This is a genomic window from Pseudomonas sp. IT-P395 (assembly GCF_949767675.1).
GTDB lineage: Bacteria > Pseudomonadota > Gammaproteobacteria > Pseudomonadales > Pseudomonadaceae > Aquipseudomonas.
The window spans coordinates 130658-154807 of sequence record NZ_CATKPW010000061.1; the positions used below are offsets into that span (position 1 = coordinate 130658).

At 59.9% G+C, this 24150-nt stretch carries 20 protein-coding genes; 9 read left to right on the forward strand and 11 right to left on the reverse strand.

Going from position 1 to position 24150, the window contains the following annotated elements:
• Positions 1–29 precede the first annotated feature (29 nt).
• The 4 genes from xylA to ACM6IN_RS28580 all read left to right on the forward strand — a co-directional run bounded on the left by xylA (position 30) and on the right by ACM6IN_RS28580 (position 5343).
• Positions 30–1346: a xylose isomerase gene (xylA, locus tag ACM6IN_RS28565; protein ID WP_414917141.1), complete on the forward strand. Its 1317-nt coding sequence runs from the start codon at positions 30–32 to the stop codon at positions 1344–1346.
• Positions 1347–1495: 149 nt separating this feature from the next.
• Positions 1496–2497 (forward strand): D-xylose ABC transporter substrate-binding protein, encoded by a 1002-nt coding sequence (xylF, locus tag ACM6IN_RS28570; RefSeq protein WP_038361368.1) that lies wholly within the window; start codon positions 1496–1498, stop codon positions 2495–2497.
• Positions 2498–2649: 152 nt separating this feature from the next.
• Entirely contained in the window at positions 2650–4206 is a 1557-nt protein-coding gene (gene xylG, locus ACM6IN_RS28575) for a D-xylose ABC transporter ATP-binding protein (protein WP_414917142.1), read from the forward strand.
• Entirely contained in the window at positions 4207–5343 is a 1137-nt protein-coding gene (locus tag ACM6IN_RS28580; RefSeq protein WP_414917143.1) for a sugar ABC transporter permease, read from the forward strand. It begins immediately after the preceding gene.
• Positions 5344–5353: 10 nt separating this feature from the next.
• On the opposite strand, the gene ACM6IN_RS28585 is transcribed toward ACM6IN_RS28580, so the two are convergent.
• Together ACM6IN_RS28585 and ACM6IN_RS28590 are read right to left on the reverse strand one after the other, a co-directional pair.
• A complete protein-coding gene (locus ACM6IN_RS28585) occupies positions 5354–6277 on the reverse strand; it encodes a LysR family transcriptional regulator (protein WP_414917144.1) in 924 nt (307 codons plus the stop codon).
• 94 nt (positions 6278–6371) lie between these two features.
• Positions 6372–7571 carry an MFS transporter gene (locus ACM6IN_RS28590; protein ID WP_414917145.1) on the reverse strand — a complete coding sequence of 400 codons (1200 nt, stop codon included), beginning with the start codon at positions 7569–7571 and terminating at the stop codon, positions 6372–6374.
• 295 nt (positions 7572–7866) lie between these two features.
• Here ACM6IN_RS28590 and ACM6IN_RS28595 point away from each other — a divergent pair, with 295 nt between their 5' ends.
• From ACM6IN_RS28595 to ACM6IN_RS28615, 5 genes are all read left to right on the forward strand, one after another.
• Positions 7867–9147 carry a c-type cytochrome gene (locus ACM6IN_RS28595; RefSeq protein ID WP_414917146.1) on the forward strand — a complete coding sequence of 427 codons (1281 nt, stop codon included), beginning with the start codon at positions 7867–7869 and terminating at the stop codon, positions 9145–9147.
• Positions 9144–9617, forward strand: coding sequence for a (2Fe-2S)-binding protein (locus tag ACM6IN_RS28600; RefSeq protein ID WP_007913200.1), 474 nt, complete (start codon positions 9144–9146; stop codon positions 9615–9617). The genes ACM6IN_RS28595 and ACM6IN_RS28600 overlap by 4 nt, the downstream gene beginning before the upstream one ends.
• Complete coding sequence (locus tag ACM6IN_RS28605; protein ID WP_414917147.1) at positions 9614–11848, forward strand: molybdopterin cofactor-binding domain-containing protein; 2235 nt, start codon at positions 9614–9616, stop codon at positions 11846–11848. Before ACM6IN_RS28600 ends, ACM6IN_RS28605 begins: the two co-directional genes overlap by 4 nt.
• Positions 11849–12018: 170 nt before the next feature.
• Entirely contained in the window at positions 12019–13131 is a 1113-nt protein-coding gene (locus tag ACM6IN_RS28610) for an alkene reductase (protein ID WP_150774241.1), read from the forward strand.
• Positions 13132–13384: 253 nt separating this feature from the next.
• The gene (locus ACM6IN_RS28615; RefSeq protein ID WP_414917148.1) at positions 13385–14344 is read left to right on the forward strand and encodes an EamA family transporter; all 960 of its coding nucleotides are present in this window, start codon (positions 13385–13387) and stop codon (positions 14342–14344) included.
• Between the two features lie 29 nt (positions 14345–14373).
• Here ACM6IN_RS28615 and ACM6IN_RS28620 read toward each other — a convergent pair whose 3' ends face one another.
• From ACM6IN_RS28620 to ACM6IN_RS28660, 9 genes are all read right to left on the reverse strand, one after another.
• On the reverse strand, positions 14374–15303 hold the full coding sequence (locus ACM6IN_RS28620) for a ZIP family metal transporter (RefSeq protein WP_414917149.1): 930 nt from the start codon (positions 15301–15303) through the stop codon (positions 14374–14376).
• 63 nt (positions 15304–15366) lie between these two features.
• A complete protein-coding gene (locus ACM6IN_RS28625; RefSeq protein WP_191630852.1) occupies positions 15367–15615 on the reverse strand; it encodes a hypothetical protein in 249 nt (82 codons plus the stop codon).
• Between the two features lie 204 nt (positions 15616–15819).
• On the reverse strand, positions 15820–17310 hold the full coding sequence (locus ACM6IN_RS28630) for an aldehyde dehydrogenase (RefSeq protein WP_414917150.1): 1491 nt from the start codon (positions 17308–17310) through the stop codon (positions 15820–15822).
• Position 17311: 1 nt separating this feature from the next.
• On the reverse strand, positions 17312–18214 hold the full coding sequence (locus ACM6IN_RS28635) for a dihydrodipicolinate synthase family protein (RefSeq protein WP_414917151.1): 903 nt from the start codon (positions 18212–18214) through the stop codon (positions 17312–17314).
• A gap of 132 nt (positions 18215–18346) precedes the next feature.
• Positions 18347–19663 (reverse strand): NAD(P)/FAD-dependent oxidoreductase, encoded by a 1317-nt coding sequence (locus tag ACM6IN_RS28640; RefSeq protein WP_414917152.1) that lies wholly within the window; start codon positions 19661–19663, stop codon positions 18347–18349.
• A 125-nt stretch (positions 19664–19788) separates the two neighbouring features.
• Positions 19789–20847 carry a GlxA family transcriptional regulator gene (locus ACM6IN_RS28645; RefSeq protein WP_414917153.1) on the reverse strand — a complete coding sequence of 353 codons (1059 nt, stop codon included), beginning with the start codon at positions 20845–20847 and terminating at the stop codon, positions 19789–19791.
• 88 nt (positions 20848–20935) lie between these two features.
• A complete protein-coding gene (proX, locus tag ACM6IN_RS28650; RefSeq protein ID WP_414917154.1) occupies positions 20936–21958 on the reverse strand; it encodes a glycine betaine/L-proline ABC transporter substrate-binding protein ProX in 1023 nt (340 codons plus the stop codon).
• Between the two features lie 43 nt (positions 21959–22001).
• On the reverse strand, positions 22002–22955 hold the full coding sequence (gene proW, locus ACM6IN_RS28655; RefSeq protein ID WP_102899766.1) for a glycine betaine/L-proline ABC transporter permease ProW: 954 nt from the start codon (positions 22953–22955) through the stop codon (positions 22002–22004).
• Positions 22956–23005: 50 nt separating this feature from the next.
• Entirely contained in the window at positions 23006–24040 is a 1035-nt protein-coding gene (locus ACM6IN_RS28660) for a quaternary amine ABC transporter ATP-binding protein (protein ID WP_414917155.1), read from the reverse strand.
• Positions 24041–24150: the final 110 nt, after the last annotated feature.

A 24150-nucleotide genomic window follows, 5' to 3' on the forward strand; every position in this document is an offset into this window, starting at 1 on the left:
CACCGCCAAGAACAACAAGGACAAGGTCCATGCAGTATTTTCCCGATGTCGATGCGATTCGCTACGAAGGCCCGGATAGCGATTCTCCCCTCTCCTTTCGTCACTACGACGCCGACAAACTTATCCTCGGCAAACCCATGCGCGAACACCTGCGCATGGCCGCCTGTTACTGGCACACGTTTGTCTGGCCAGGCTCCGATGTGTTCGGTGCGGGGACGTTCAAACGGCCATGGCAACACGCTGGCGATCCCATGGAACTGGCGATCGGCAAAGCAGCCGCCGCCTTCGAGTTTTTCTCCAAACTGGGTATCGACTATTACTGCTTCCATGACACCGATGTCGCCCCGGAAGGCAGCTCTCTGAAGGAGTACCGCAACCACTTCGCGCAAATGGTTGATCACCTGGAGCAACACCAGGAAGCCAGCGGAATAAAGCTGCTGTGGGGCACCGCTAACTGCTTCAGCAATCCGCGTTTCGCTGCGGGTGCTGCGAGCAACCCGGACCCGGAAGTGTTCGCCTGCGCCGCTGCTCAGGTGTTCAGCGCCATGAACGCGACCAAGCGTCTGAAAGGCGCCAACTACGTGTTGTGGGGCGGTCGCGAAGGCTATGAAACCCTGCTCAACACCGACTTGAAGCGTGAACGCGAACAACTGGGACGCTTTATGCGCATGGTGGTCGAGCACAAACACAAGATCGGCTTCACCGGTGATCTGCTGATCGAACCCAAGCCGCAAGAGCCGACCAAACACCAATACGATTACGACAGCGCCACCGTGTTCGGCTTTCTCCAGCAGTTCGGGCTGGAGCACGAAATCAAGGTCAACATCGAGGCCAACCACGCGACCTTGGCCGGGCATAGTTTCCATCACGAGATCGCGACGGCCGTCTCACTGGGAATTTTCGGCAGCATCGACGCCAACCGCGGTGATCCGCAAAACGGTTGGGACACCGATCAGTTCCCCAACAGCGTCGAAGAAATGACCCTGGCCACCTATGAAATCCTCAAGGCCGGTGGCTTCAAGAATGGCGGTTTCAACTTCGATTCCAAGGTTCGCCGGCAAAGCCTCGATCAGATCGATCTGTTCCATGGCCACGTCGGCGCCATGGACGTTCTCGCCCTGTCGCTAGAGCGCGCAGCGGCCATGGTGCACAACGACGAGCTGCAACGGCTCAAGGATCAACGCTACGCCGGTTGGCAGCAGCCGTTCGGGCAGGCGGTGATGGCGGGTGACTTCAACCTTGAGTCGTTGGCTGAGCACGCGTTCACCAACGAGTTGAACCCGCAAGCCGTCAGCGGCCGTCAGGAAAGGCTCGAGAACATCGTCAACCGGTTTATCTATCGCTGATCACACGGGGAATCTGCAGGCGCATCGACGCGGTGACATTTCTACGACAATTCTGTGCCTGCGGCGCCTGCGGATTCTCTACAGTTTTACCAGCCCGATACTCATCGTCAGGCCGTGTCTTTCCAACAACAATAAAAGGACGCCCCACTATGAAGAACGTAAAACGCACGCTATTGGCCACTGCCCTGGCGCTGCTGTCACTGCCGGTAATGGCTGACGCTGCCCACCCGAAAATCGGTTTCTCCATTGATGACCTGCGCCTGGAACGCTGGTCGCGTGACCGTGACTACTTCGTTGCGGCAGCAGAAAAAATGGACGCCAAGGTCTTCGTGCAGTCGGCCGATGCCAATGAGCAGAAGCAGATTTCCCAGATCGAAAACCTGATTTCCCGGGGCGTCGATGTCATCGTCATCGTGCCGTTCAACGCCACGGTGCTGACCAACGCGGTGGCCGAAGCGAAGAAAGCCGGAATCAAAGTCGTGTCCTATGATCGGCTCATTCTCAACGCCGATGTCGACGCCTACATTTCCTTTGATAACGAAAAAGTCGGCGAGATGCAGGCCAGCGGCGTGCTGAAAGCGGCGCCCAAGGGTAATTACTTCCTGCTCGGTGGTGCGCCCACCGACAACAACGCCAAGATCCTCCGCGAAGGCCAGATGAAAGTGCTGCAACCGGCCATCGACAAGGGCGATATCAAGATCGTCGGCCAACAGTGGGTCAAGGAATGGAACCCGACCGAAGCGCTGAGCATTGTTGAAAACGCCCTGACCCGCAACGACAACAAAATCGACGGCATCGTCGCTTCCAACGACGCCACGGCCGGCGGAGCCATTCAGGCACTGGCGGCGCAGCAACTGGCCGGCAAGGTGCCGATTTCCGGACAGGATGCTGACCTTGCCGCAGTCAAACGTGTGATCGCCGGCACGCAAACCATGACCGTGTACAAGCCACTGAAACTCATCGCCACCGAAGCGGCGAAGCTCTCGGTACAACTGGCACGCAACGAAAAACCCGCCTTCAGTTCGCAGTACGACAACGGCAGCAAAAAGGTCGACACCATCCTGCTCACGCCAACCCCGCTGACCAAGGACAACATCGACCTGCTCGAACAGGACGGCTTCTACACCAAGGCGCAAATCGCCGGGAAGTGATCTCCGGTAATGCGAAAACCCTTGTGGGAGCGAGCCTGCTCGCGAAGGCGTTGTGTCAGTCAACGAAGCATTGTCTGAACCGACGCTTTCGCGAGCAAGCTCACTCCTACAGGTTTCGTGGTGTGTGAGTCTTTGATATACGAGCCCTGTCCATGTCCGACTATCTGCTGCAAATGAACGGCATCGTCAAAACCTTCGGCGGTGTCAAAGCCCTCAACGGCATCGACATCAAGGTCAGGCCCGGCGAGTGCGTTGGCCTGTGCGGCGAGAATGGCGCCGGCAAATCCACGCTGATGAAAATCCTTTCGGCGGTCTACCCCCACGGCACCTGGGACGGTGAAATCCTCTGGGACGGGCAACCGCTCAGGGCGCAATCGATCAGTGAAACGGAAGCCGCCGGTATCGTCATCATTCACCAGGAACTGACGCTGGTGCCCGACCTGTCGGTGGCCGAAAACATCTTCATGGGCCACGAACTGACGCTGCCCGGCGGACGGATGAATTACCCGGCGATGATCCACCGCGCCGAAGCGCTGATGCGCGAATTGAAAGTCCCCGACATGAACGTAGCGCTGCCGGTGTCGCAGTACGGCGGCGGCTATCAGCAACTGGTGGAAATCGCCAAGGCCCTCAATAAAAAGGCCCGACTGCTGATCCTCGACGAGCCTTCATCAGCCTTGAGCCGTTCGGAAATCGAGGTGCTGCTGGACATCATCCGCGACCTCAAAGCCAAAGGCGTGGCCTGCGTCTACATCTCGCACAAGCTCGATGAAGTGGCCGCCGTGTGCGACACCATTTCGGTGATCCGCGACGGCAAACACATCGCTACCACCGCCATGGCCGACATGGACATTGCGCAGATCATCACCCAGATGGTCGGACGGGAAATGAGCAACCTCTACCCCAGCGAGCCACACGATATCGGCGAAGTGATTTTCGAAGCCCGGCACATCACCTGCTACGACGTCGACAACCCCAAGCGCAAACGGGTCGACGATATTTCCTTCGTGCTCAAGCGCGGCGAAATCCTCGGCATTGCCGGGCTGGTCGGTGCCGGGCGTACCGAACTGGTGACCGCGCTGTTCGGCGCTTACCCCGGTCGCCACGAGGGCGAAGTCTGGCTCGATGGCCAACCCATCGACACGCGCACGCCACTCAAGTCCATCCGCGCCGGACTGTGCCTGGTGCCCGAGGACCGCAAGCGCCAAGGCATCATTCCGGATCTGGGCGTCGGTCAGAACATCACCCTCGCCGTGCTAGACAACTATTCGAAGCTGACGCGCATCGATGCCGAAGCCGAACTGGGCAGCATCGATCGGGAAATCTCGCGCCTGCACCTCAAGACCGCCAGCCCGTTCCTGCCGATCACCAGCCTGTCGGGTGGCAATCAACAAAAAGCCGTGCTGGCGAAGATGCTGCTGGCCAAACCCCGGGTGCTGATTCTCGATGAGCCGACCCGAGGCGTGGACGTCGGCGCCAAATACGAAATCTACAAGTTGATGGGCGCGCTGGCCGCCGCCGGCGTGTCGATCATCATGGTCTCGTCGGAACTGGCCGAAGTGCTCGGCGTGTCCGACCGTGTGCTGGTGATCGGCGAAGGCCAGTTGCGTGGCGACTTCGTCAACCATGAACTGACGCAGGAGCAGGTGCTCGCCGCCGCCCTCAGTCAGCCTGGCAGTCATAACAATAATGATCGGAAATCCGCGTAAATGAATCAGGTCAAACAACTGTTCACCCGCTACAAAATGCTCGCGCTGGTGTTTGCCGTGGTGCTGATCTGGCTGTTCTTCAGCTGGCAGACCGAGGGCGGATTCCTCACCCCGCGCAACCTGTCCAATCTGCTGCGGCAAATGTCCATTACCGGGATTCTCGCCTGCGGCATGGTGCTGGTGATCATCAGCGGCGAGATCGATTTGTCGGTCGGTTCATTGCTCGGCCTGCTCGGTGGTCTCGCGGCGATTCTTGATGTGGTCTATCACATTCCGCTGTTGGCCAACCTGAGTCTGGTCGCCCTCTGCGGGCTGATGATCGGCCTCGCCAACGGCTACATGACGGCTTACCTGCGCATCCCCTCGTTCATCGTCGGTCTGGGCGGAATGCTGGCTTTTCGCGGGATTCTGCTGGGGATTACCGGCGGCACGACCATCGCGCCGGTATCGCCGGAGCTGGTTTACATTGGCCAGGGTTATCTGCCCCACGCGATCGGCACTGGCCTGGGCATTCTGTTGTTCGCGCTGACGGTGTTCCTGACCTGGAAACAACGACGCAATCGCGCCCTTCACGGCCTCGCGGCGCATTCTTTGGTGCGTGACGTCGTCCGCGTGTTGGTGATCGGCGCCGTGCTCGCCGGTTTCGTGCAGACGCTCAACAGCTATGACGGCATTCCCGTGCCGGTCTTGTTGCTGCTGATTCTGCTGGGCGTGTTCAGCTACGTGACCAGTCAGACCGTGTTCGGCCGCCGCGTGTATGCGGTGGGCAGCAATATGGAAGCGACGCGCCTGTCCGGGATAAATGTGCAAGCCGTGAAGCTGTGGATCTTCGGGATCATGGGCGTGATGTGCGCCCTCGCCGGCGTGGTCAATACCGCGCGCCTGGCCGCCGGTTCACCTTCGGCCGGCAGCATGGGCGAACTCGACGCCATCGCCGCGTGCTTTATCGGCGGTACTTCCATGCGCGGCGGTTCCGGCACGGTGTACGGCGCCCTCCTCGGTGCGCTGGTTATCACCAGTCTGGACAACGGCATGTCCATGCTCGATGTCGACAGTTACTGGCAGATGGTCGTCAAGGGCAGCATTCTGGTGTTGGCGGTTTGGGTGGACGTGAGTACGCGGACCGGACGCCGTTGAGCCGCCGGGATCACGCTGCGGGCGTGGTTGCGGCCGCCGGGCTGAGAATTTCCATCAGGAAATCGATAAACACATTGATCCGGCTGGAGCCACGGTGATTGGGTAAATACAACGCGTTGATGCAGGTGCTGGCACTGCCGGGATTGACCTCGTACTGCTCAAGCAAGCGGGTCAGCCGGCCGGCTGCGACGTCGTCGCGCACCAGCCAGTCAGCCAGCAGCGTCACCCCGCCGCCACCGATGGCGGCTTCGCGCAGGATGTCGGCGTTGTTGCTTTGCAGGCGCCCGTGGACATTGAGCTGAATGGGCGCGTCTTCATTCTGAAAGGTCCAGTGCTGGTGGGTGCCGCCGTAATCGAAACGCAGGCATTGGTGCTCCAGCAAATCCCGTGGATGACTGAGCGCCGCGCTACGCGCCAGATACGCCGGACTGGCCACCACCCAGCGCTCGAAATGCCCCACGCGTTTGCTGACGATGTCTTCACTGACCACCGACGATCCCAACCGCACCGAAACATCGATCTGCTCGCTGAGCAGGTCGCTGACCTGATCGCTCAGCGACAGACTGATCTCCAGACCCGGATGCCGTTCAAGCAAACGGCTCAGGTGCGGCGCAATCAGGCGTCGCCCGAACTCCACCGGCACGCTGATGCGCAGACGGCCCTGCGCTTCGGCGCCACGATCGGCGACGACGGCATCGGCTTCGTCTATCGCGTCGAGAATCGCCACGGCTTTTTCGAAATAGGTCTGGCCGGCAACGGTCACGCTGGTGTTGCGCGTGGTGCGATTGAGCAGGCTCGCGCCCAACTCGTGCTCCAGCCCGGCCACTTGCCGTGTCACTGACGACGTGGATATCCCGAGTTTGCGCGCTGCCGAGGAATAGCCCCCGCAGCGCACGGTTTCCACAAACATCTTCAGTGCCAGCAACTTGTCCATAAGCGGGGTCCGGTCGAAAGGGAACGCTGACGATTGTGCATCACTGTTCCCCCGACGTCTTGTACCGCCGTGCTTGCCCGCACTTGCCGGATGTTCAGACATCGGCCTTGCGGCTCAGGAACAACCCGAGCGCCAGCGCTGGCAGCAGCGCCACCGCGACGGCGGACAGGTTCCAGCCGAAGTGCTCGTACAGCGGACTGGCGACCAGTGAGCCCAGCGCGCCGCCGACGAAAATGCTGGTCATGTACACGGCGTTCAGGCGCGCACGGCTGTGGGGATCGAGGGCGTACACCTCACGCTGGCCGAGCACCATGTTCAATTGCACAGCGAAATCCAGCAGCACCGCGCACACCACCAGCCAGACATAGCCGCTGCCCGGAAGTGCGGCGATCAGCAGCGAAACCGGCGCCAACAACAATGCGACCAGCGTACCGCGCCGACCATGCCCGGCATCGGCCAGACGTCCGGCAATCGGCGCGGCAATGGCACCCACCGCACCGACCAGCGCGAAGATCGCAACTTGTGCCTGAGTGAAGCCGTGGTGACGCATCAGTTCAATCGGTGCGAGGGTCCAGAACAGACTGAAACTGGCAAACAGTAAACCCTGATACAGCGAGCGCTGACGCAACAGCGGATAGCGCCGGGCCAAGGCAAACACCGAACCGATCAGCGCAGCATACGAAGCTTTATGCGTCGGCAGCCGACGCGGCAGCGCCACAGCGGTAATCAGAGCGATGACGGCCATCAGGGCTGATGCGCTGTAAAACACCCCGCGCCAGCCGAACACTTCAACCAACAGGCTCGACAGAGGCCGCGACAACAGAATGCCCAGCAACAGGCCGCTCATGATATTGCCGACGACGCGGCCACGGCTGGCCTCGGGCGCCAGGTGCGCCGCCAGCGGCACAAGGATCTGCACAGCCACCGACGTCAGACCGATGAGCAAAGACAACACCAGGAACATCGACGGCGAATGAGTCAGCCCGGCGCACAGCAATGTGACGCTCGCCGCCAGGGTGAAACCGACCACCAGCCGGCGGTTTTCCATCAGGTCGGCCAGTGGCACCAGCAGTAACAGGCCCAGCGCGTAGCCAAACTGCGTCAGCGAAACGATCAGGCTGGCATTGGCGCTGGACAGACCGATCTGCGGCGCAATCAGTTCGACGATTGGCTGTGCGTAATAAAGATTGGCCACGACCGCGCCACAGCAAAATGCCAGGAACGCAACCATCAGGCCGGAAAGTCCAGCCGGCTGTTCGGCGTTGGTCGCAATGACCGGATTGCCCGTGAGCATGATGACACCTCATTGAGTTCAGGAAAGTGCTGCCAAGGCTACGGCCCTGTTGCGACGCGCAGAATCCACGCGGCGGGCAACGCAGTGATGCGTCCGGCGCAACGGCGCAGGCGTTGCTTCTCGCGCAACGCGCTGTTGCGTGCGCCGCTGATTCTCCCGCGCAGACGGTTTCTCTACGCTTTGGCCCCTGGCGCCGTCGTCCCCATCGGCGCCCTTCCCCGGCTGTTACAAGGAGCGTTGTCATGACCCGTATCCGATCCGTTCTGCCATTGCCTGCCGCGTTTTTCTCAGTCCCATGAACAGCTCATTTCTGAAGTCCAGAACGCTATGGATCAGCGTGGCAGTCGCCGCCGTGCTCGGCCTGATCGGCGCCGTTTGGCTGATGTGGCGCCCGGCGATTGCGCCAATCGAGCGCCCGACACTGTTCGATGTTGCGCAGTTGCAACGCGGGGCGCGGGTGGTCGAGGCCGGCGACTGTGCGGTGTGCCATACCCGCCCCGGTGGTGAATATCTGGCCGGCGGACTGCCGCTGGTAACGCCGTTCGGCACGCTGTACAGCACCAACATCACCCCGGATGTAGAGACCGGTATCGGCCAATGGTCACTGCCGGCCTTCGAGCGGGCGATGCGTCAGGGCATTGCTCGCGATGGTCACTTGCTCTATCCGGCGTTCCCCTACGTGCACTACCGGCGCATGAGCGCAGCAGATATCGCCGACGCTTATGCCTACTTGATGAGCGGCCCCGCCGTGCACGCGCCGGCCGAGCAGAACCAGATGAATTTTCCGATGAACATTCGCCCGCTGGTGTCGTTCTGGAACCTGCTGTTCCTGCACGGTGAGCCACTGACGCCGCTGGCGGGACGTACCGAGGCATGGAATCGCGGGCGTTATCTGGTCGACGGCCCGGGGCACTGCGCCGGCTGCCATTCGCCGCTGAACCTGATCGGCGCGGAAAAACCCTCGGAGTATTTGCAGGGCGGCATCGTCGATGGCTGGCAAGCGCCCGCGCTGGTCGGCATGGGCCAGCGCGGCAACCCGTGGCGTCGTGAGCAACTGGTGGGCTATCTGCGCGCCGAGATCGTCGATGGCCACGGCACACCAGCCGGGCCGATGCGTCCGGTCAGCTTGAGTCTGGCCCGCTTGCCCGCCAGTGAAGCCGAGGCGATTGCCGAGTATCTGCTCAGTCTGGAAAACCCGCCTTCGGTGACAGAGACGACGGCGAAGACGCCTGCCAGTGAAGCGGAAGACCACTCGACCGGCGCCCTGCTCTTCAGCAGCGCCTGCGCCGGCTGCCATGGCCCGGCGGCACCGATGCGCACCATTGATGGTCGCCCGGGCCTGCAAAACACCTCGGCGCTGCAAGCGACCAGTTCGCGCAACTTCCTCAAAACCGTGCTTGAAGGGTTGCCCGCCACAGCCGGATCGCCCGGCCCGCTGATGCCTGCGTTCGCCGCCAGCCTCGATAACGCACAACTCGGCGCACTGGCCGCGTATCTGCGTCAGCAAACCCGCCCCGATCAGCCGTGGGCCGACCTCTCTTCCACTATTGAAGCGTTACGTCAGGAGACGAAATGAGCCAGATCACTCTCAACGTCAACGGAGCCGCACAACCGCTTGAGCTGGAGCCGGACATGCCGCTGCTGTATGCGCTGCGCAATCACTTGAACCTCAACGGCGCCAAATACGGCTGCGGTCTCGGTCAGTGCGGCGCCTGCACGGTGATCGTCGACGATCAACCGGTGTTCGCCTGCCTGACACCTTGCGCCGGCCTCGAAGACAAAAAAATCCGCACCGTGGAAAGCCTCGGCAGCGCGGAAAAACCTGGCCCTCTGCAAGCGGCGTTCATCGAGAAACAGGCCGCGCAATGCGGTTACTGCATTGCCGGCATGCTGATGCGCGCGCAGGCGTTGCTTGAGCGTAATCGCCACCCGGATGAGGCGACCATTCGCGAGCACATGGCCGGCAACCTGTGCCGCTGCGGTACGCATTTGCGGATCATCGAGGCGATCAAACAGGTGGCCGGGCACAACGGGAGCCTGACATGAGTGAGTCGAATGAATTGAACCCGAGCCGACGCGCGTTCTTGCGCGGTGGCGCGTTGCTGGTGGCATTCACCCTGCTGCCGGTGGCGCGGCGTGTGTTGGCAGATACGGAAGTCGATACGCTCGGCACCGTGGTCCTCGCACCCGACCTGCCCGGCAGCCTGCGCACCAACCCGTTTCTCGACGCCTGGATCCGCATCGGCGCCGACGGCATCACCGTCTACACCGGCAAGGTCGAATTGGGTACCGGGGTGAAAACCGCGCTGCTGCAAATCGCCGCCGAGCGTTTGCAGGTACCGGCATCCGCGATCAACCTGCTCACCGCCGACACCGCGCTGACGCCCAACGAAGGCTACACCGCCGGCAGCCACAGCATTTTCGACAGCGGTACCGCGTTGTATAACGCCGCCGCGCAGGTGCGCGAAATGCTCGTCAATGCCGCCGCGCGTAGTTGGCAGGTTGATGAGGCGCTGCTGAGCACCCGCGACGGTGTGATCGAAGGCCCGGCTGGTCAGCGGATGAGTTACGCCGACGCGGTCAAACATGTCGATGTGCATCAATATGCCAAGGCTCAATCACCGGCGATGGCCGCCGCTGATTTCAAACTGATCGGCCATTCGTTGCCGCGCCTCGACATCCCGGCGAAGGTCAGCGCTGGCGCGGCATTCGTCCAGGACATGCGCCTGCCGGGCATGCTGCATGCGCGGGTGATCCGCCCGCCCCGTCCGGGCTGCACGTTGCAGGCATTCGATGCGGCGTCAATCGAGGCGTTGGATGGCGTGGTCAAGGTGATCCGCGACGGCAACTATCTGGCGGTGCTCGCCCGTGACGAGTGGCAAGCGATCAAAGCCATGCGCCGTGCCAGCGAAGTCGCGCAGTGGAGCAGCGGCGAGGCGATTCCTGATTCGGCGCAGATTCATGACCTGCTCAAACGCCTGCCCTCACGGCGCTATCCGATCAGCAACAGTGGCACGCCGAGCGGCGCGGCCGATACGCGTTTTCAGGCGCGGGTCACCAAGCAGTATTTGATGCATGGCTCGATCGGCCCGTCCTGTGCGGTGGCCTGGTTCAAGGACGGCACGCTCACCGTCTGGACCCACACCCAAGGCGTTTACCCGCTGCGCGCCGGCATTGCCGAAATGCTCGGTCTGCCACCTGAGCGGGTGCGCTGTATTCATACCGAAGGCTCAGGGTGTTACGGCCACAACGGCGCTGATGATGCCGCCGCCGATGCGGCATTGATCGCGCTGCGCGTGCCCGGTACGCCGGTGCGCGTGCAATGGATGCGCGAACAGGAAAATCTATGGGAGCCATACAGCTCGGCGATGGTCAGCGAAGTCGACGCCGGCCTCAGCCACGGCCGCTTGCAGGACTGGGCCTACGACCTCTGGACCACGCCGCACAACGAACGCATCGTCAACGCCGGGCGTCTGTTGCCGGCACGCTTGCTCGCGCGGCCCTTCGCCTCGGCGCCCTCCGTGCCGATCGCCCAGCCCGAAGGCGATGGTGATCGCAACGCGGTGCCGCTGTACGAGTTGAACTCAACGCGCATCAACATGACCTTCGTCACCGAAATGCCCTTTCGTACCTCGGCCATGCGTTCGCTGGGTGCGCACATCAACATCTTCGCCATCGAGGCGAGTATCGACGAGCTGGCGATCCGGGCCGGCATCGACGCGGTCGCGTTGCGTCTGGCTCATCTCAGCGACCCGCGTGCTCGCGCGGTCGTAGAGCGTGTGCGTGATGAGATCGGTTGGCCGCAAAAAAGCAGCGAGCCCGGCGCCGGTATCGGTTTCGCCTTTGCCCGCTACAAAAACATCATGGGTTACTGCGCCATCGCGGTGAAGCTGCGGGTGCATCCGCAGACCGGCGAGATTCGCATCGATCACGTGGTGACGGCGGTGGACGTCGGCCAGATCGTCAGCCCCGACGGCCTGCGCAATCAGGTCGAGGGCGGCATCGTGCAGTCCGCGAGCTGGACCCTGTACGAAAAAGTCGCTTACGACGCGGGGGGCATTCGCAGCTACGACTGGAGCGGTTATCCGATTCTGCGCTTCACGCAACTGCCGAAAAAAGTCGATGTGCATTTGCTCGACCGGCCGGGACAACCTTTCCTCGGTGCCGCTGAAATCGTCCAGGGGCCGATGGCCGCGGCCCTTGGCAACGGCGTCGCCAACGCCACCGGCCGGCGCTGGCTGAACCTGCCGCTGACCCGATCCAACCAACCTGCCTGAGCCACGCCCGTGTTCATCGCTGATGAGCACGGGCGCCATTGCGTTGCGCGCAAAACAGCGTAGCGCCGGTCGCCGATTATCAGCCCCGCTGAGCGCGGTTAAGTTAGCGGCACTGGTTCGCGGCGCCGCTGCCGCGCTTGAATTCCTTCAATTGAAATCTGGAGCTACCCATGACCCGTCGTCTGTTCCAACCCCTCGCACTCGGTCCTTATACGCTCGCCCACCGCGTGGCAATGGCGCCGTTGACGCGCTCACGCGCCGGCCAACCGGGCGATGTGCCGACGCCGATGAACGCCGAGTACTACCGCCAACGGGCCAGTGCCGCGCTGATCATCACCGAGGCTACACAAATCTCCCGGCAAGCTCAGGGTTACGCCTGGACGCCGGGCATCTACAGCCCTGAGCAGGTCCGGGCGTGGCGTGACGTCAGCGCCGCGGTGCATGAGGCCGGCGGGTTGATCTTCATGCAACTGTGGCACGTCGGTCGGGTTTCCCATCCGAGCTTTCAACCCGATGCCGGCCTGCCCGTTGCGCCGAGCGCGCTGCCGGTGCCGGGCAAGACGTTTATCGTCGACGAAAACGGGAACGGCGTATGGGGTGATGTGCCAGTGCCGCGCGCATTGGAAACCGCGGAAATCGCCGGCATCGTCGAGGACTACCGCGTGGCCGCGCGCAACGCCTTGCAGGCGGGCATGGACGGTGTGGAAATCCATGCCGGCAACGGTTACCTGCTCGACCAGTTTCTTAACAGCAACAGCAATCAGCGTGACGATGCCTATGGCGGCAGCGTGGAAAATCGCGCGCGGTTTCTGCTGGAAGTGGTTGCGGCCGTCGCCGAAGAAGTCGGCGCCGAACGGGTCGGCGTACGCCTGACGCCGATGGGGCGCTTCATGGGCATGGGTGATGACACTCCGGAGGCGACCTTCGGCCACCTCGTCGAGGCGCTCAACCAATGGAATCTGGCCTACCTGCATCTGGTCGAGCCAGCGATGGTCGGCACAGTCAAAGATGAGAACTTCGATCCGCGCTGGGACGCGATCATTGCCCAGTTGCGCAAAACGTGGAACGGCGTGCTGATCCTCGCGGGCGGCTACGATGCGCAATCTGCCGAACAGGCACTGATTGCCGATCGTGCCGACATCATTGCGTTTGGCCGCCCGTTCCTGGCCAACCCTGACTTGCCGCGTCGGCTGCACGATGGCCTGGCGCTCAACGCGCCGGATCCGAGCAGCTTTTTCGGTGGGGATCAGCGTGGGTACATCGATTATCCATTTCATGCCTGAACAAATGCAGACCCGCATCTCATGAATGTGTAAATCCCTGGAAGCAGGGGCCGATGCGCCCCTGCCCTATCAAGTCATACGATCTCTACATTTAATCAAATAGGTAAAAATCCACCATAACGCTGAACTTATGCGTAGCTGTGCGCTTCCAGGACTATTGCCCGACGTCGCCGAATGCGATAAAACGACTAGGTTGTACGACAACCAAACAAAAACCAAGTCGTTCGAACGGCTAACAATCCTGAGATCTGCCATGCCTCGCCCTGCCGCTACGCAAACCGTACCGCCGCCCTACCCCCGTTATCTGGCGGTGATCATTCTGTTGTGCATGGGCTGTGCGTTTGCCGGCAACCATGTGGCGGCGCGAGTCGCCTTTGATGATGGTGCGGGTGTGTTGCTGGCGATTTTGATGCGTTCCGGCGGGACCTTGCTGGTGCTCGCCATCCTGGTGCTGTGGCAGAGACAAAGCCTGCGCTTGCCGGCGGGTGCCTGGCGCTGGCAACTGTTGCTGGGGCTGCTGATCACTGCGCAGAGTCTGTGCCTCTACTCTGCTGTCGCACGGGTGCCGGTGGCGCTGGCCCTGCTGGTGGCGAACGTATTCCCTATTCTGCTGGCATTGTTCACCTGGGCACTGGGTGGCCCGCGACCGAGCGCACGTACCGCGACGTTGATGGGTTTGATTCTACTGGGCCTGGTGTTTGTGCTGGATGTCCCCGGGCGTCTCTCGACCACGACGGACGTCAGTGCGCAATGGCTGACCGGCGTCGCGCTCGCATTCTGCGCCGCCAGCGTGTTCGCCTGCGCGCTGTGGATCACCGACCACAAACTGTCTCAGGTACGTGGCTCGGTGCGCAGTCTGCTGACCATTTTCATCGTGTTCAGCAGCGTCAACCTGGCAGGGCTGACGGGCGCCCTTCCCGGCGGATTGAACCTGCCCGCCACCTCGACCGGATGGCTGGCTCTCGCCACTCTGGTGGTGCTGTACGGCACAGGTTTTATCGTCCTGTTCATTTCCGTGCCTCGCCTCGACATGCCGCGCAATGCGCCGGTCATGAACATCGAGCCATTGGCAACGCTGCTGATGGGCTGGATTGTGCTGGACCAAATGCTCAGTAAAGGACAGATTCTCGGCGGGGTGATTGTGGTCATGGGCATCGTTTTGCTGACGTACCGTAAATCAGTGGTCAAGGCTGAGGTTAAAACCAGTGCGTGACGGTTTCTCTCCAGTGGTCAGGTTCGTGATTAACCCAAAGCCGTATCGAGAAACATCATCACCCCAAAACCGAGCATCAGCCCCAACGTGGCCGGGGTCTCATGCCCGTTGCGATGGGTCTCGGGAATGACCTCATGGGAGACCACAAAAATCATCGCACCGGCTGCCAGACCGAGTGCAATTGGATAACCCAACGCAAAGCTGCTGGAAATACCCAATCCGACAATGGCGCCAATGGGTTCCATCAACCCCGAACCCACTGCAATAAGCGCTGCGCGAAGTGCCGAGATGCCTGTCACGCGTAATGCCAGAGCGACAGCCAAGCCTTCGGGAATATCTTGGATGGCGATCGCCGCGGTCAGCGGCAGTCCGACCTTCATATCGCCGTTGGCGAAGCTAACGCCAATGGCCATGCCTTCCGGCAGGTTATGCAGTGTGATTGCCAGGACGAACAACCAGACACGATTGATGCGCTGCGCGTCCGGCCCTCGGCGTCCGCTTTTCTCGTGTTCGTGAGGCACGAAACGATCAAGACCGACCATCAGCGCGACGCCCAATCCCAATCCTGCAACGACGACGCAGGCTGCGAGCAACGGGTTACCGCAAAGCGCCTGAGCCGCTTCTATACCGGGCAGAATCAGCGAAAACGAACTGGCGGCCAGCATCATCCCGGCGGCAAAGCCGAGCATGATGTCTTGGGTTCGGGCGGCGATGTCTCGTAACGCGATCGCTACCACAGCACCGATTGCCGTCGCAGCGAAACCGGTCATGCCACCGATAAAGGCGAAGTACAGATTCTGTTTGTTGGCCCCGACGAAGGCGCCATACCCGCTGATCAGCAGGAAGATTGTCACCCCGATCAGAATTGACCAGAAGACGCGCCCGCCCCACCCGGAGCCTGAGAATCGGGCGAACCAGGAGCGAGCGGGTGCGGCTGATGAGGTCAACGGCTCGGGCATGGAAATCTCCTGTTTTGTTGATTCGATTTTTTCAGCGGACCCGGATAGCGACCGTACATGACCTCAATGGTAATCGTCTCCAGCGACTGCGCGCAGGTAGGCGACATCTGCTTCTCTGCGCAGGTCGCGCCACTCGTCCCAACTGAGTATGCCCAAGCGGTCCATTTCATCCGACTGGCGCAGCAGTTCGTCGTGATAGGCGTCTGGGCAGTCCATTCGCAATTCAAGGTTTTCCAGTGCACGTTGCCAGGCCGCCAACGCGAGTAATCTGGTTTCTTGTGCGAATGTCAGTTGGTTCTTGAACGCGTTCATTTCGCCCACCCCGAATATTTCCCGGTTGAGCGACTGATTTCGGGTTAGGTTCAAAATGTCTGACGAAAAGCGGATGACTGAAAGCTTTCTGCTGACGTGGCCACTAACCAGTCCAGCTCATGGATGGGGGTTACGGTATGTGGCAATCGCCCCGCCACTCAATTCAGTGGTCGGGGCGATGCGATTTGTTGCGTCAAGGCGTTATCAGGAAGCATCAATCCAGATGGTTTTGATTTCAGTGTATTGATCGTGCGCCCAGATCGACTTGTCGCGCCCGCCGAACCCCGACTCCTTGTAGCCGCCGAATGGCGTAGAGGCATCGCCTTCACCGAAGCAATTCACCGTGACAATCCCGGCACGGATGCCGCGCGAGAGTTTCAGTGCATGGCGCAGGTTGCCGGTGTAAGCCGATGCTGCCAGGCCGTAGGCCGTGTCGTTGGCCAGCTCAATCGCTTCGTCAACGGTCTGGAACGTGGTGACGCTCAGTACCGGGCCAAAAATCTCTTCCTGGAACAAACGGCTATCGCGACTCACGCCGTCAACGATAGTCGGTTCGACGAAAATATCCTGGCGGGTTTTGCCGCCCACCAGCACATGCAGGTTTTCGTCGCGGGCCACGTCAAGGTAGGAGCGCACCTTGTCGAAATGCGCTTTGCTGATCATCGAGCCCAGGCGGTTTTCCGGGTCCAGTGGGTCGCCCATTTTCCAGTCGCCCAGATGCACCTGCACACGCTGCAACAGTTCATCCTTGACGTCGGCGTGGACGATCAGGCGCGAAGAGGCCGAGCAGTTTTCACCCATATTCCAGAACGCGCCGTTGACCACATGCTGGGCGACGAGGTCGATATCTTCGACATCATTCATCACCACGGCAGGGTTCTTGCCGCCACATTCCAGCACGATGCGTTTCAGGTTCGATTCGCTGGAATATTTGAGAAACAGCCGCCCGGTATCGGTTGAACCAGTGAAGCTGACCATGGCCACATCCGGATGACGACCCAGCGGTTCACCGGCTTCTTTCCCGCCCCCAGGCACGACGTTGAAGACACCGGCGGGAATCCCCGCCTGATGCGCCAGTTCGGCGACGCGCAACGTGCTCAAGGTGGTTTCCTTGGCCGGTTTGACCACGATCGAACAGCCTGCGGCCAGCGACGGGCCGATTTTCCAGGCGAGCATCAGCAGCGGGAAGTTCCACGGCAACACCAGGCCGACAACGCCAATCGGTTCACGCACCACCATGGTCACCGCACCCGAGCCGACGGGGGCCGTAGCGTCGTAGATCTTGTCGATCAGCTCGGCATGCCAACGCAACGTATGAATCGTCTCTGGCACATCGATGTTCTGGCATTCACGAATCGGCTTGCCACTGTCCAGGCTTTCCAGCACTGCCAGCTCATGGGCGTTGTCCTCCAGCAATTGGGCAAAGCGCTGCAATACCGATTTGCGTGCGGACGGCGCCAGTGAATGCCAGCGTGCGTCATCGAAGGCTTCCTTGGCCGCTGCAACGGCGACATCGACGTCCTCGGCATTGCACGCGGCAATCTCGGTCAATACCTGTTCGGTGGCCGGGTTGGTCGTGGTAAATGTCTTGCCCGATCTGGAGGCGCAAAACTGGCCGCTGATAAACGCTTGGTTGCGAAATTCGAGCTTCGCAGCCAGTTCGAGGTATTGCTCTTTACTCAGCAGGTCTGCCATTTCAAGCCACCTCGACGATACGCGCGACGTTCTTCTGCAGGGTTTTGATCACGCTTTCCAGCGCTTGCTTCTCGGCAGGCTCCAGCGGTTGCAGTGGCGCCCGCACACCGCCAGCACGCAGGCCACTGAGTTCGCTACCGTGTTTGATCGACTGCACGAACTTGCCGCTCTCGAGGAAATCCATCAATGGCAACATCGCCGACATGATCCGCCGGCCCTTATCGAAATTTTTCTCGAGGACACAGGCTTCGTAGAGCGCAATGTGTTCACGCGGGATGAAGTTCGAGCCGGCGCATACCCAGCTGCGCGCGCCCCAGGCGAAAAACTCCAGCGCCTGATCATCCCAGCCACAGGACAACTGGATCGACGGATGAGCGTGAGCCAGACGGTGCAGGCGACTCATCTCACCCGAACTTTCCTTGATCGCGGCGATGTTCTTGCAGCCGGCAATCGCCTCGAAAAACTCGTCGCCCATTGCCACGCCCATCCGCGACGGATAGTTGTACAGCATGATCGGTAGCCCGGCCGCCTTGTCCACGGCCAGCACATGGGCGGCAATTTCCTTTTGCGTCGGCAAGGCATACGGTGGTGAACCGACCAGGATGGCGTCCGCTTTCAGGGACTTGGCCTTTTCGGCGAAGTACACCGAGTCTTCGGTACGAATGCCGCCGGTGCCGATGACCAGAGGCAAACGTCCGCGAATAACCTCTTTGGCTCGCTCGGCGACGGCCACGCGCTCCTCGGCGGTGTGCGCGTAATACTCGCCGGTGGAGCCGCCAATAACGATGCCGTGAACCTTGGACTCGATCAGATATTCGAGCACGTCGGAGAACGCCGAATAGTCGATCTGGCCATCAGCGGACAACGGGGTAATCGCAGGGGTAAAAATTCCGTCAAAGTTCATAGCGTTTTCTCCAGTGGTTCAATGTTCAATCCGTGCGCCCGACGGCATGCCGGGCAGACCGTGATTATTGGCGGCGCAAGCCTTCAGGACGGCAGCAGAGCGACGAGGCTTCAGCGACCGGTCAACGCAGACTCAGCTTTCTCTCCCGGCGCGGTACTGCCCCCACTTGAGGTTCATGTTCACCCCAAGCGAAAGGAACGGTTCTGGCGGGTTGCTGTTGGGTCCTGGCGCCTGCAACAGGAAATCAATCAGTGGGTCACGCTGCCCCGCCAGCCAGTCAGCGAGCAACTTGCCGGTGACGGTTCCGCGCGTGACACCCAGACCGTTGCATCCCAGTGCGGCATAAACGTTAGGCGCCAGTTCACCGAAGAAACCGTTGTGGTTGCGTGACATGGCCAAGGCGCCGCCCCAGGTGTAGTCGAACGTCACGTCCGGCAACATCGGGAAACGCTGATCGAATGAAGCCTTGTGCCGGCGCACGAAACGCTCGTTGTATTTACTGTTGCTGCGACCATCCGGGTTGAAGGTGAAACTGTTGCGGATCAGCAAACGGTTGTCCGGGGTTCGGCGCACCGTGGTGCCGAACGGATCCGCCGGAATGGCGCCCCAGAACGGTTTGCCGCCCAGCCGTGCCTGTTCTTCTTCGGTCAGCGGCCGGGTGATGCTCGCGTAGGTGTAGATCGGCAACATGCGCCCTTGCAGGAAACCGAAGCGCATGCCGAACGAGTTGTTCGCCAGAATCAGTTTGTCGGCATTGATGCTGCCGTGGGCATGTTTGAGCAGCGTCTTGGTGCCGTACTCCACTTCCAGAATCGGCGTGCGCTCATACAGCGTGACGTTCGATGGCAAGTTGTCGGCGAGGCCTTTTACCAGTCCGGACGGTTGCAATAACACTGCGCCCGGCGTGAACAACGCCTTGCGGTAAAACCGCGTGCCCAAATGTTCGGGCAACTCATCGGCATCAATCATCTGAAAAGGCTGATCGAGTTTTTCCAGGCCCCGGCGATAGGCATCGAGTACAGCGATACCGCGGTTCTCTACCGCTGCCTGATATTTGCCGCAGGCTTTCATCTGGCATTCGATGCGGTATTGATTGACCAGCTCGCGAAGTATCGATTGGCCGGCCAGATTGAGTTTCAAACTGGTGCGTGCCAGTGCGATGTCACCGATGTAATCCTCAGCGCCAATATCATGGGGAAGATCAATGGCAAAACCGGCATTACGCCCCGACGGGCCCAGTCCGACTTCCTGCGCTTCGATAAGCACCACTTCATCGTCGGGAAAATTCAACGCCAGTTGCCGCGCGCACGCCAGTCCCGTGAAGCCGGCACCGATGATCACCCAGCGGGCTGAACGGTGCCCACGGTGAGCCGGCTCGGGACTGCGTGGCTTGCTCAAATGAAACCAGCCACAACTATCATCATCGGCGGGTAATGAACTGACTTTCATAGTGTTAAACCGTTAATCGTTGAAGTTGCAAAACGCACGCGCACAAAGCAAACGCACGCAGTGGCGTTGATCCGGAAACTTGCAAAACTGGCACTTGCGCAAACAGTGACGATTGACTGTTTGTTTTAAAAACCGGCCGCCACGGCATAACGTCCGCTACTGGCATAGTCGTTGGCGTAGTAGTAATCCCTGAAGGTCATGGGCGGTAAGCCAAACAGATCCTTGAAGCGTTTATAGAAGTGCGGATAGCTGACAAACCCGGTGGCCAGTGCCACATCCGTCAACGAACGATCACTTTGCACAATCAGTTGCCGAGCCCGAGTCAAACGCAGTTCCAGGTAGTATCGATTGGGTGCGGCATTGAGATAGCGGGCAAACCTTCTTTCCAATTGCCGGCGAGACACGCCAACCTGGCTGGCGATTGCGTCAATTTCCAACGGTTCCTCAATGTTTTTTTCCATCAAGTCGAGCGCGATGTTCAAAGGCTTGGGAATCGCTGAACAGCGCAGACTGTCGGCAGTCTTCGGTTGAAGATGTCCAGACTGGTGAACCCTTTTTATTTCATCAACCAGTGGCGCATCGTTGCGCGCGCCCAGTTCCTGCATGATCGCCAGGGTCATATCCAGCGCCGAATGAGCGTTGGCGCAAGTGGCTCGGCGCTGTGCGCAAATAAACTCGCGAGTCGAAACGTTCAACTGCGGGAAATATTCATTGATCAGACCGCAGCTGTCGCTGTGACAAGCAAACTCCCCAGTCTCGAGCAAACCGGCATCGGCCAGATAAAACGCGGCATTCCAGCAACCGGCAACGATCCCTTTGCTCGCGGACTTCTTCAGTACTCGGCGCAGCACTGGCTGCGTGGCAAGCCTCACACGCTGACCTCCGACGACAATCACTGCATCATGACTGAAGCCTTCCGCCACCAGCCTTTGCGAGACCAGTGACACGCCGATATCACTTTCAACCAGCCCGCCCTGCAGTGAGTAGGTCGATACCGTGTAAATCGTCTCAGCGTTGATCAGGTTTCCAGTGGCAAAGGCATCCATCGCCGTTGAAAGGGTCGTCAACGAAAAATGATCGAGCAGAATAAAAGCCACCCGCACCACCCGTTCATGGCCCGACATCAAGGTGGAATGGCGAAAGCCGATGTTCTGTTGTTTCAACGGACTCTGGAACGTTTCCATCTTGCCTCACCCGCTCACCTTCACTTGAAACGACAACCCGTTGGTTTGGCGACTGGCACGGCCCGCCGCCAACCCGTGTTCGAACCGATTACTTCGCTGCCGCCCGTGCGTCACTCAACCAGCCGTCATAGGCTTGCTGGTTGGCCTTGATCCATTCCGCGGCATGACGTTTGATGTCGGCCAGCGACTTTTCACCGTTCTGCATGCGCAGATTTTGCGCACTTTCAGCGGCGGTCGGGATGCTGACTTCAGAGAGGAATTTGCGCGCCACCGGGTTCTTCTCGGCGAACTCTTTGTTCATCACGGCGTTGACCGTGTCCACCGGGAAGCCGAGGTTCTTGCCATCATGGAAGGTGTCCTTGCTTTCCTGGCCATCCGGCAGCGAGGTGAACGGCACCGGCAACCAGACCACGTCACGCCCTTCCACCAATACGCTGGCGATCCACTGCGGAACCCAGGTAAAGAACAGCACTGGCTTGCCTTGCTGAAAGCGTGCAATGGTGTCCGCCATCAACGCGAAGTACGAGCCGCGGTTGTCGACCACGGTGGGCCCCAGACCGTAGGCTTTCATGTGGTGTTCAACCATGATCTCGCAGCCCCAGCCCGGGTTGCAGCCGGTCAGGTCAGCCTTACCGTCACCGTTGCTGTCAAAGAGCTTGGCGATTTCGGGTTTCTTCAGGTCCGACAGATCCTTGATCTGATAAGCCTCGGCAGTCTTCTTGTCGATCATGTAGCCCTGCAGCACGCCCTTCATGATTTGCCCGACCTTGACCATCACGTCATCGCCGCCGGCCTTTTCATAAAACGCTTGGTGCAGGTGTTCCCATTCATGCACGGTGAAGTCCGCATCGCCGTAAGACAGCGCGAGAAACATCGCCGGGTAGTCGACTTCTTTTGGCTGTTTGACGTCGTAGCCCAGTTCCTTGAGGCCGGCGATCACCACTTCACCACGGAAGCGCTCTTCGGCGATGGTCGGGAAGATCGGCGTAATCGAAACGCCGGCACTGGGTTTGTTGGCGTCGGCCGCGTAGGCCGCCGAGCACAACAAGGTGCCAAACACTGAAGCCACGAGGCTCGCAACCACGCTTTTCTTGAGATTTGTCAGTTTCATGTTTCACCACGCTTGGAATTTTTAATGGGGTGAGCAGGCCAACTCAATTCGTCACTGGACGTGCAACGTTCTTCTTTTTCTTCAGTTTCATGACCAGCCCCACAGGGCCGCTTTCATACCAGCGCTGACCGGAGGCCAGATCGCTGCTGCGCTCACCCATTGCCTGGGTCAGTCGATCAAGGAATACCGCGAGCAGCACCAGCCCGGCACCGCCGACGCTGGCCAGGCCCATGTCGAGGCGGCCGATGCCGCTCAACACCATCAAGCCGAGACCGCCCACCGAAATCATCGAGGCGACCACAACCATCGATAGCGACAGCATCAAGGTCTGATTGAGGCCGGCCATCATCGTTGGCGCCGCCAACGGCAACTGCACCTTCATCAGCATTTGCGTGGCCGTGCAGCCGAATGCGCGGGCGGCTTCCACCTTGTCCGCTGGGACTTGGCGAATACCAAGGTTGGTCAGCCGCACCAGTGGCGCGACGGAAAAGATGATGGTGACGATCACACCGGGTACGTTGCCGATGCCAAAGAGCATCACCACCGGCACCAGATAGACGAACGCCGGCAGTGTCTGCATCGCATCCAGCACCGGGCGGATGATCATTTCCGTGCGATCACTGCGTGCACACAAGATGCCCAGCGGTATGCCGATCACTGCGCAGAACAACAGCGACGTCAGCACCAGGGCCAGCGTGACCATCGCATCGCTCCACACACCGATCAGTCCAAGCCCGGTGAGGGTTGCGACGCTGAAGATCGCGATGCGCTTGCCGCCGATCTGCCAACTGATCAGTCCGGCGATGATGATGAACACCGTGGGCGGAACCGATAGCAGTCCCCACTGCACACCGTCGAGCACTTGATCGACCGGCCAACGGATCGAGCGAAACACTTCCCTGAAGTTATGCACCAGATATTTAAGGGCGGTTTCCACCCAGGATCCCAAGGGAATATTTAAACTTTGGAAAGGATCTAGAAAGTTGAAGTCTGACATGGTGCTACCTCGCCCTCAGAAGCGGTAAATCAATTCTGATTATTCGCAGTTCAGCTATTACACAGACAGCTCAGAAGATGGCCTTGCGAAATCGAACCTTTATAAAGTCCAACTTCATCCACCACCGGCATGGGAGTTGCCGAGGCCGCAACCAGATGAAAGATGTCGCGAAGAGACGCTTCCGCTTTAATCGGCGTTTGCCCGCCCGGTATATAAGCGACATTGCAATCCTGTTGCGCGATATCACCCGCTTTCAGAATGCGACTGGTGTCGAAACCATTAAAGAAATCACGCACATATTTATTCACTGGGTTGCACAGAAGTTCACGCGGCGTGCCGATTTGCACCACGCGCCCGCCTTCCATGATCGCAATGCGGTGACCGATGCGAACCGCTTCTTCAATATCGTGGGAGATAAAAATGATGGTGCGATCCTGCTCGGCCTGCAGCTTGATCAGTTCGCCCTGCATCTCGCTGCGAATCATCGGATCAAGTGCCGAGAACGCTTCGTCCATCAGCAGAATGGCGGGATCATTGGCCAGCGCGCGGGCCAGGCCGACACGTTGCTGCATGCCGCCGGAGAGTTGGTGAGGAAAGCTGAACTCCTGCCCTGCCAGGCCAACCTGCTCCAGCGCGCCCATCGCGCGGCAATAGCGTTCTTTCTCGCTGACACCGCTGATTTCCAGACCGAAGCTAACGTTGTCGATGACGCTCATGTGCGGCATCAATGCAAACGACTGGAAGACCATGCCCATGTCTTTGCGACGAACCTGTAATAAGTCCTTGTCGCCCAGGCCGGTGATTTCCTTGCCATTGAGAAAGATCTGCCCGGACGTCGGCTCGATCAGCCGGTTGAACAATCGGACCATGGTCGATTTGCCCGAACCGGACAAACCCATGATCACGAAAATCTCACCGCGGCGAACAGAGAAGTTGGCATCAAAAACACCAATCGCCTGACCGGTCTTTTTGAACACTTCAGCTTTTGATGCGCCTTCTTTAACCATTTTCATGGCAAGTGCTGGCTGCGTACCGAAGACTTTGAAAACATTCTTTACGCAAATGATCTCGTCGGAACTTGTCATACCTTGCCTCCTTCGCATCGTGCATCTTTCGCATTAAGCGACAGGCAAACGAGCAAAAATAATTGTAAGCGGCAGCGGTAATGAATAGATGTCTTCACGACGGGCTTCCT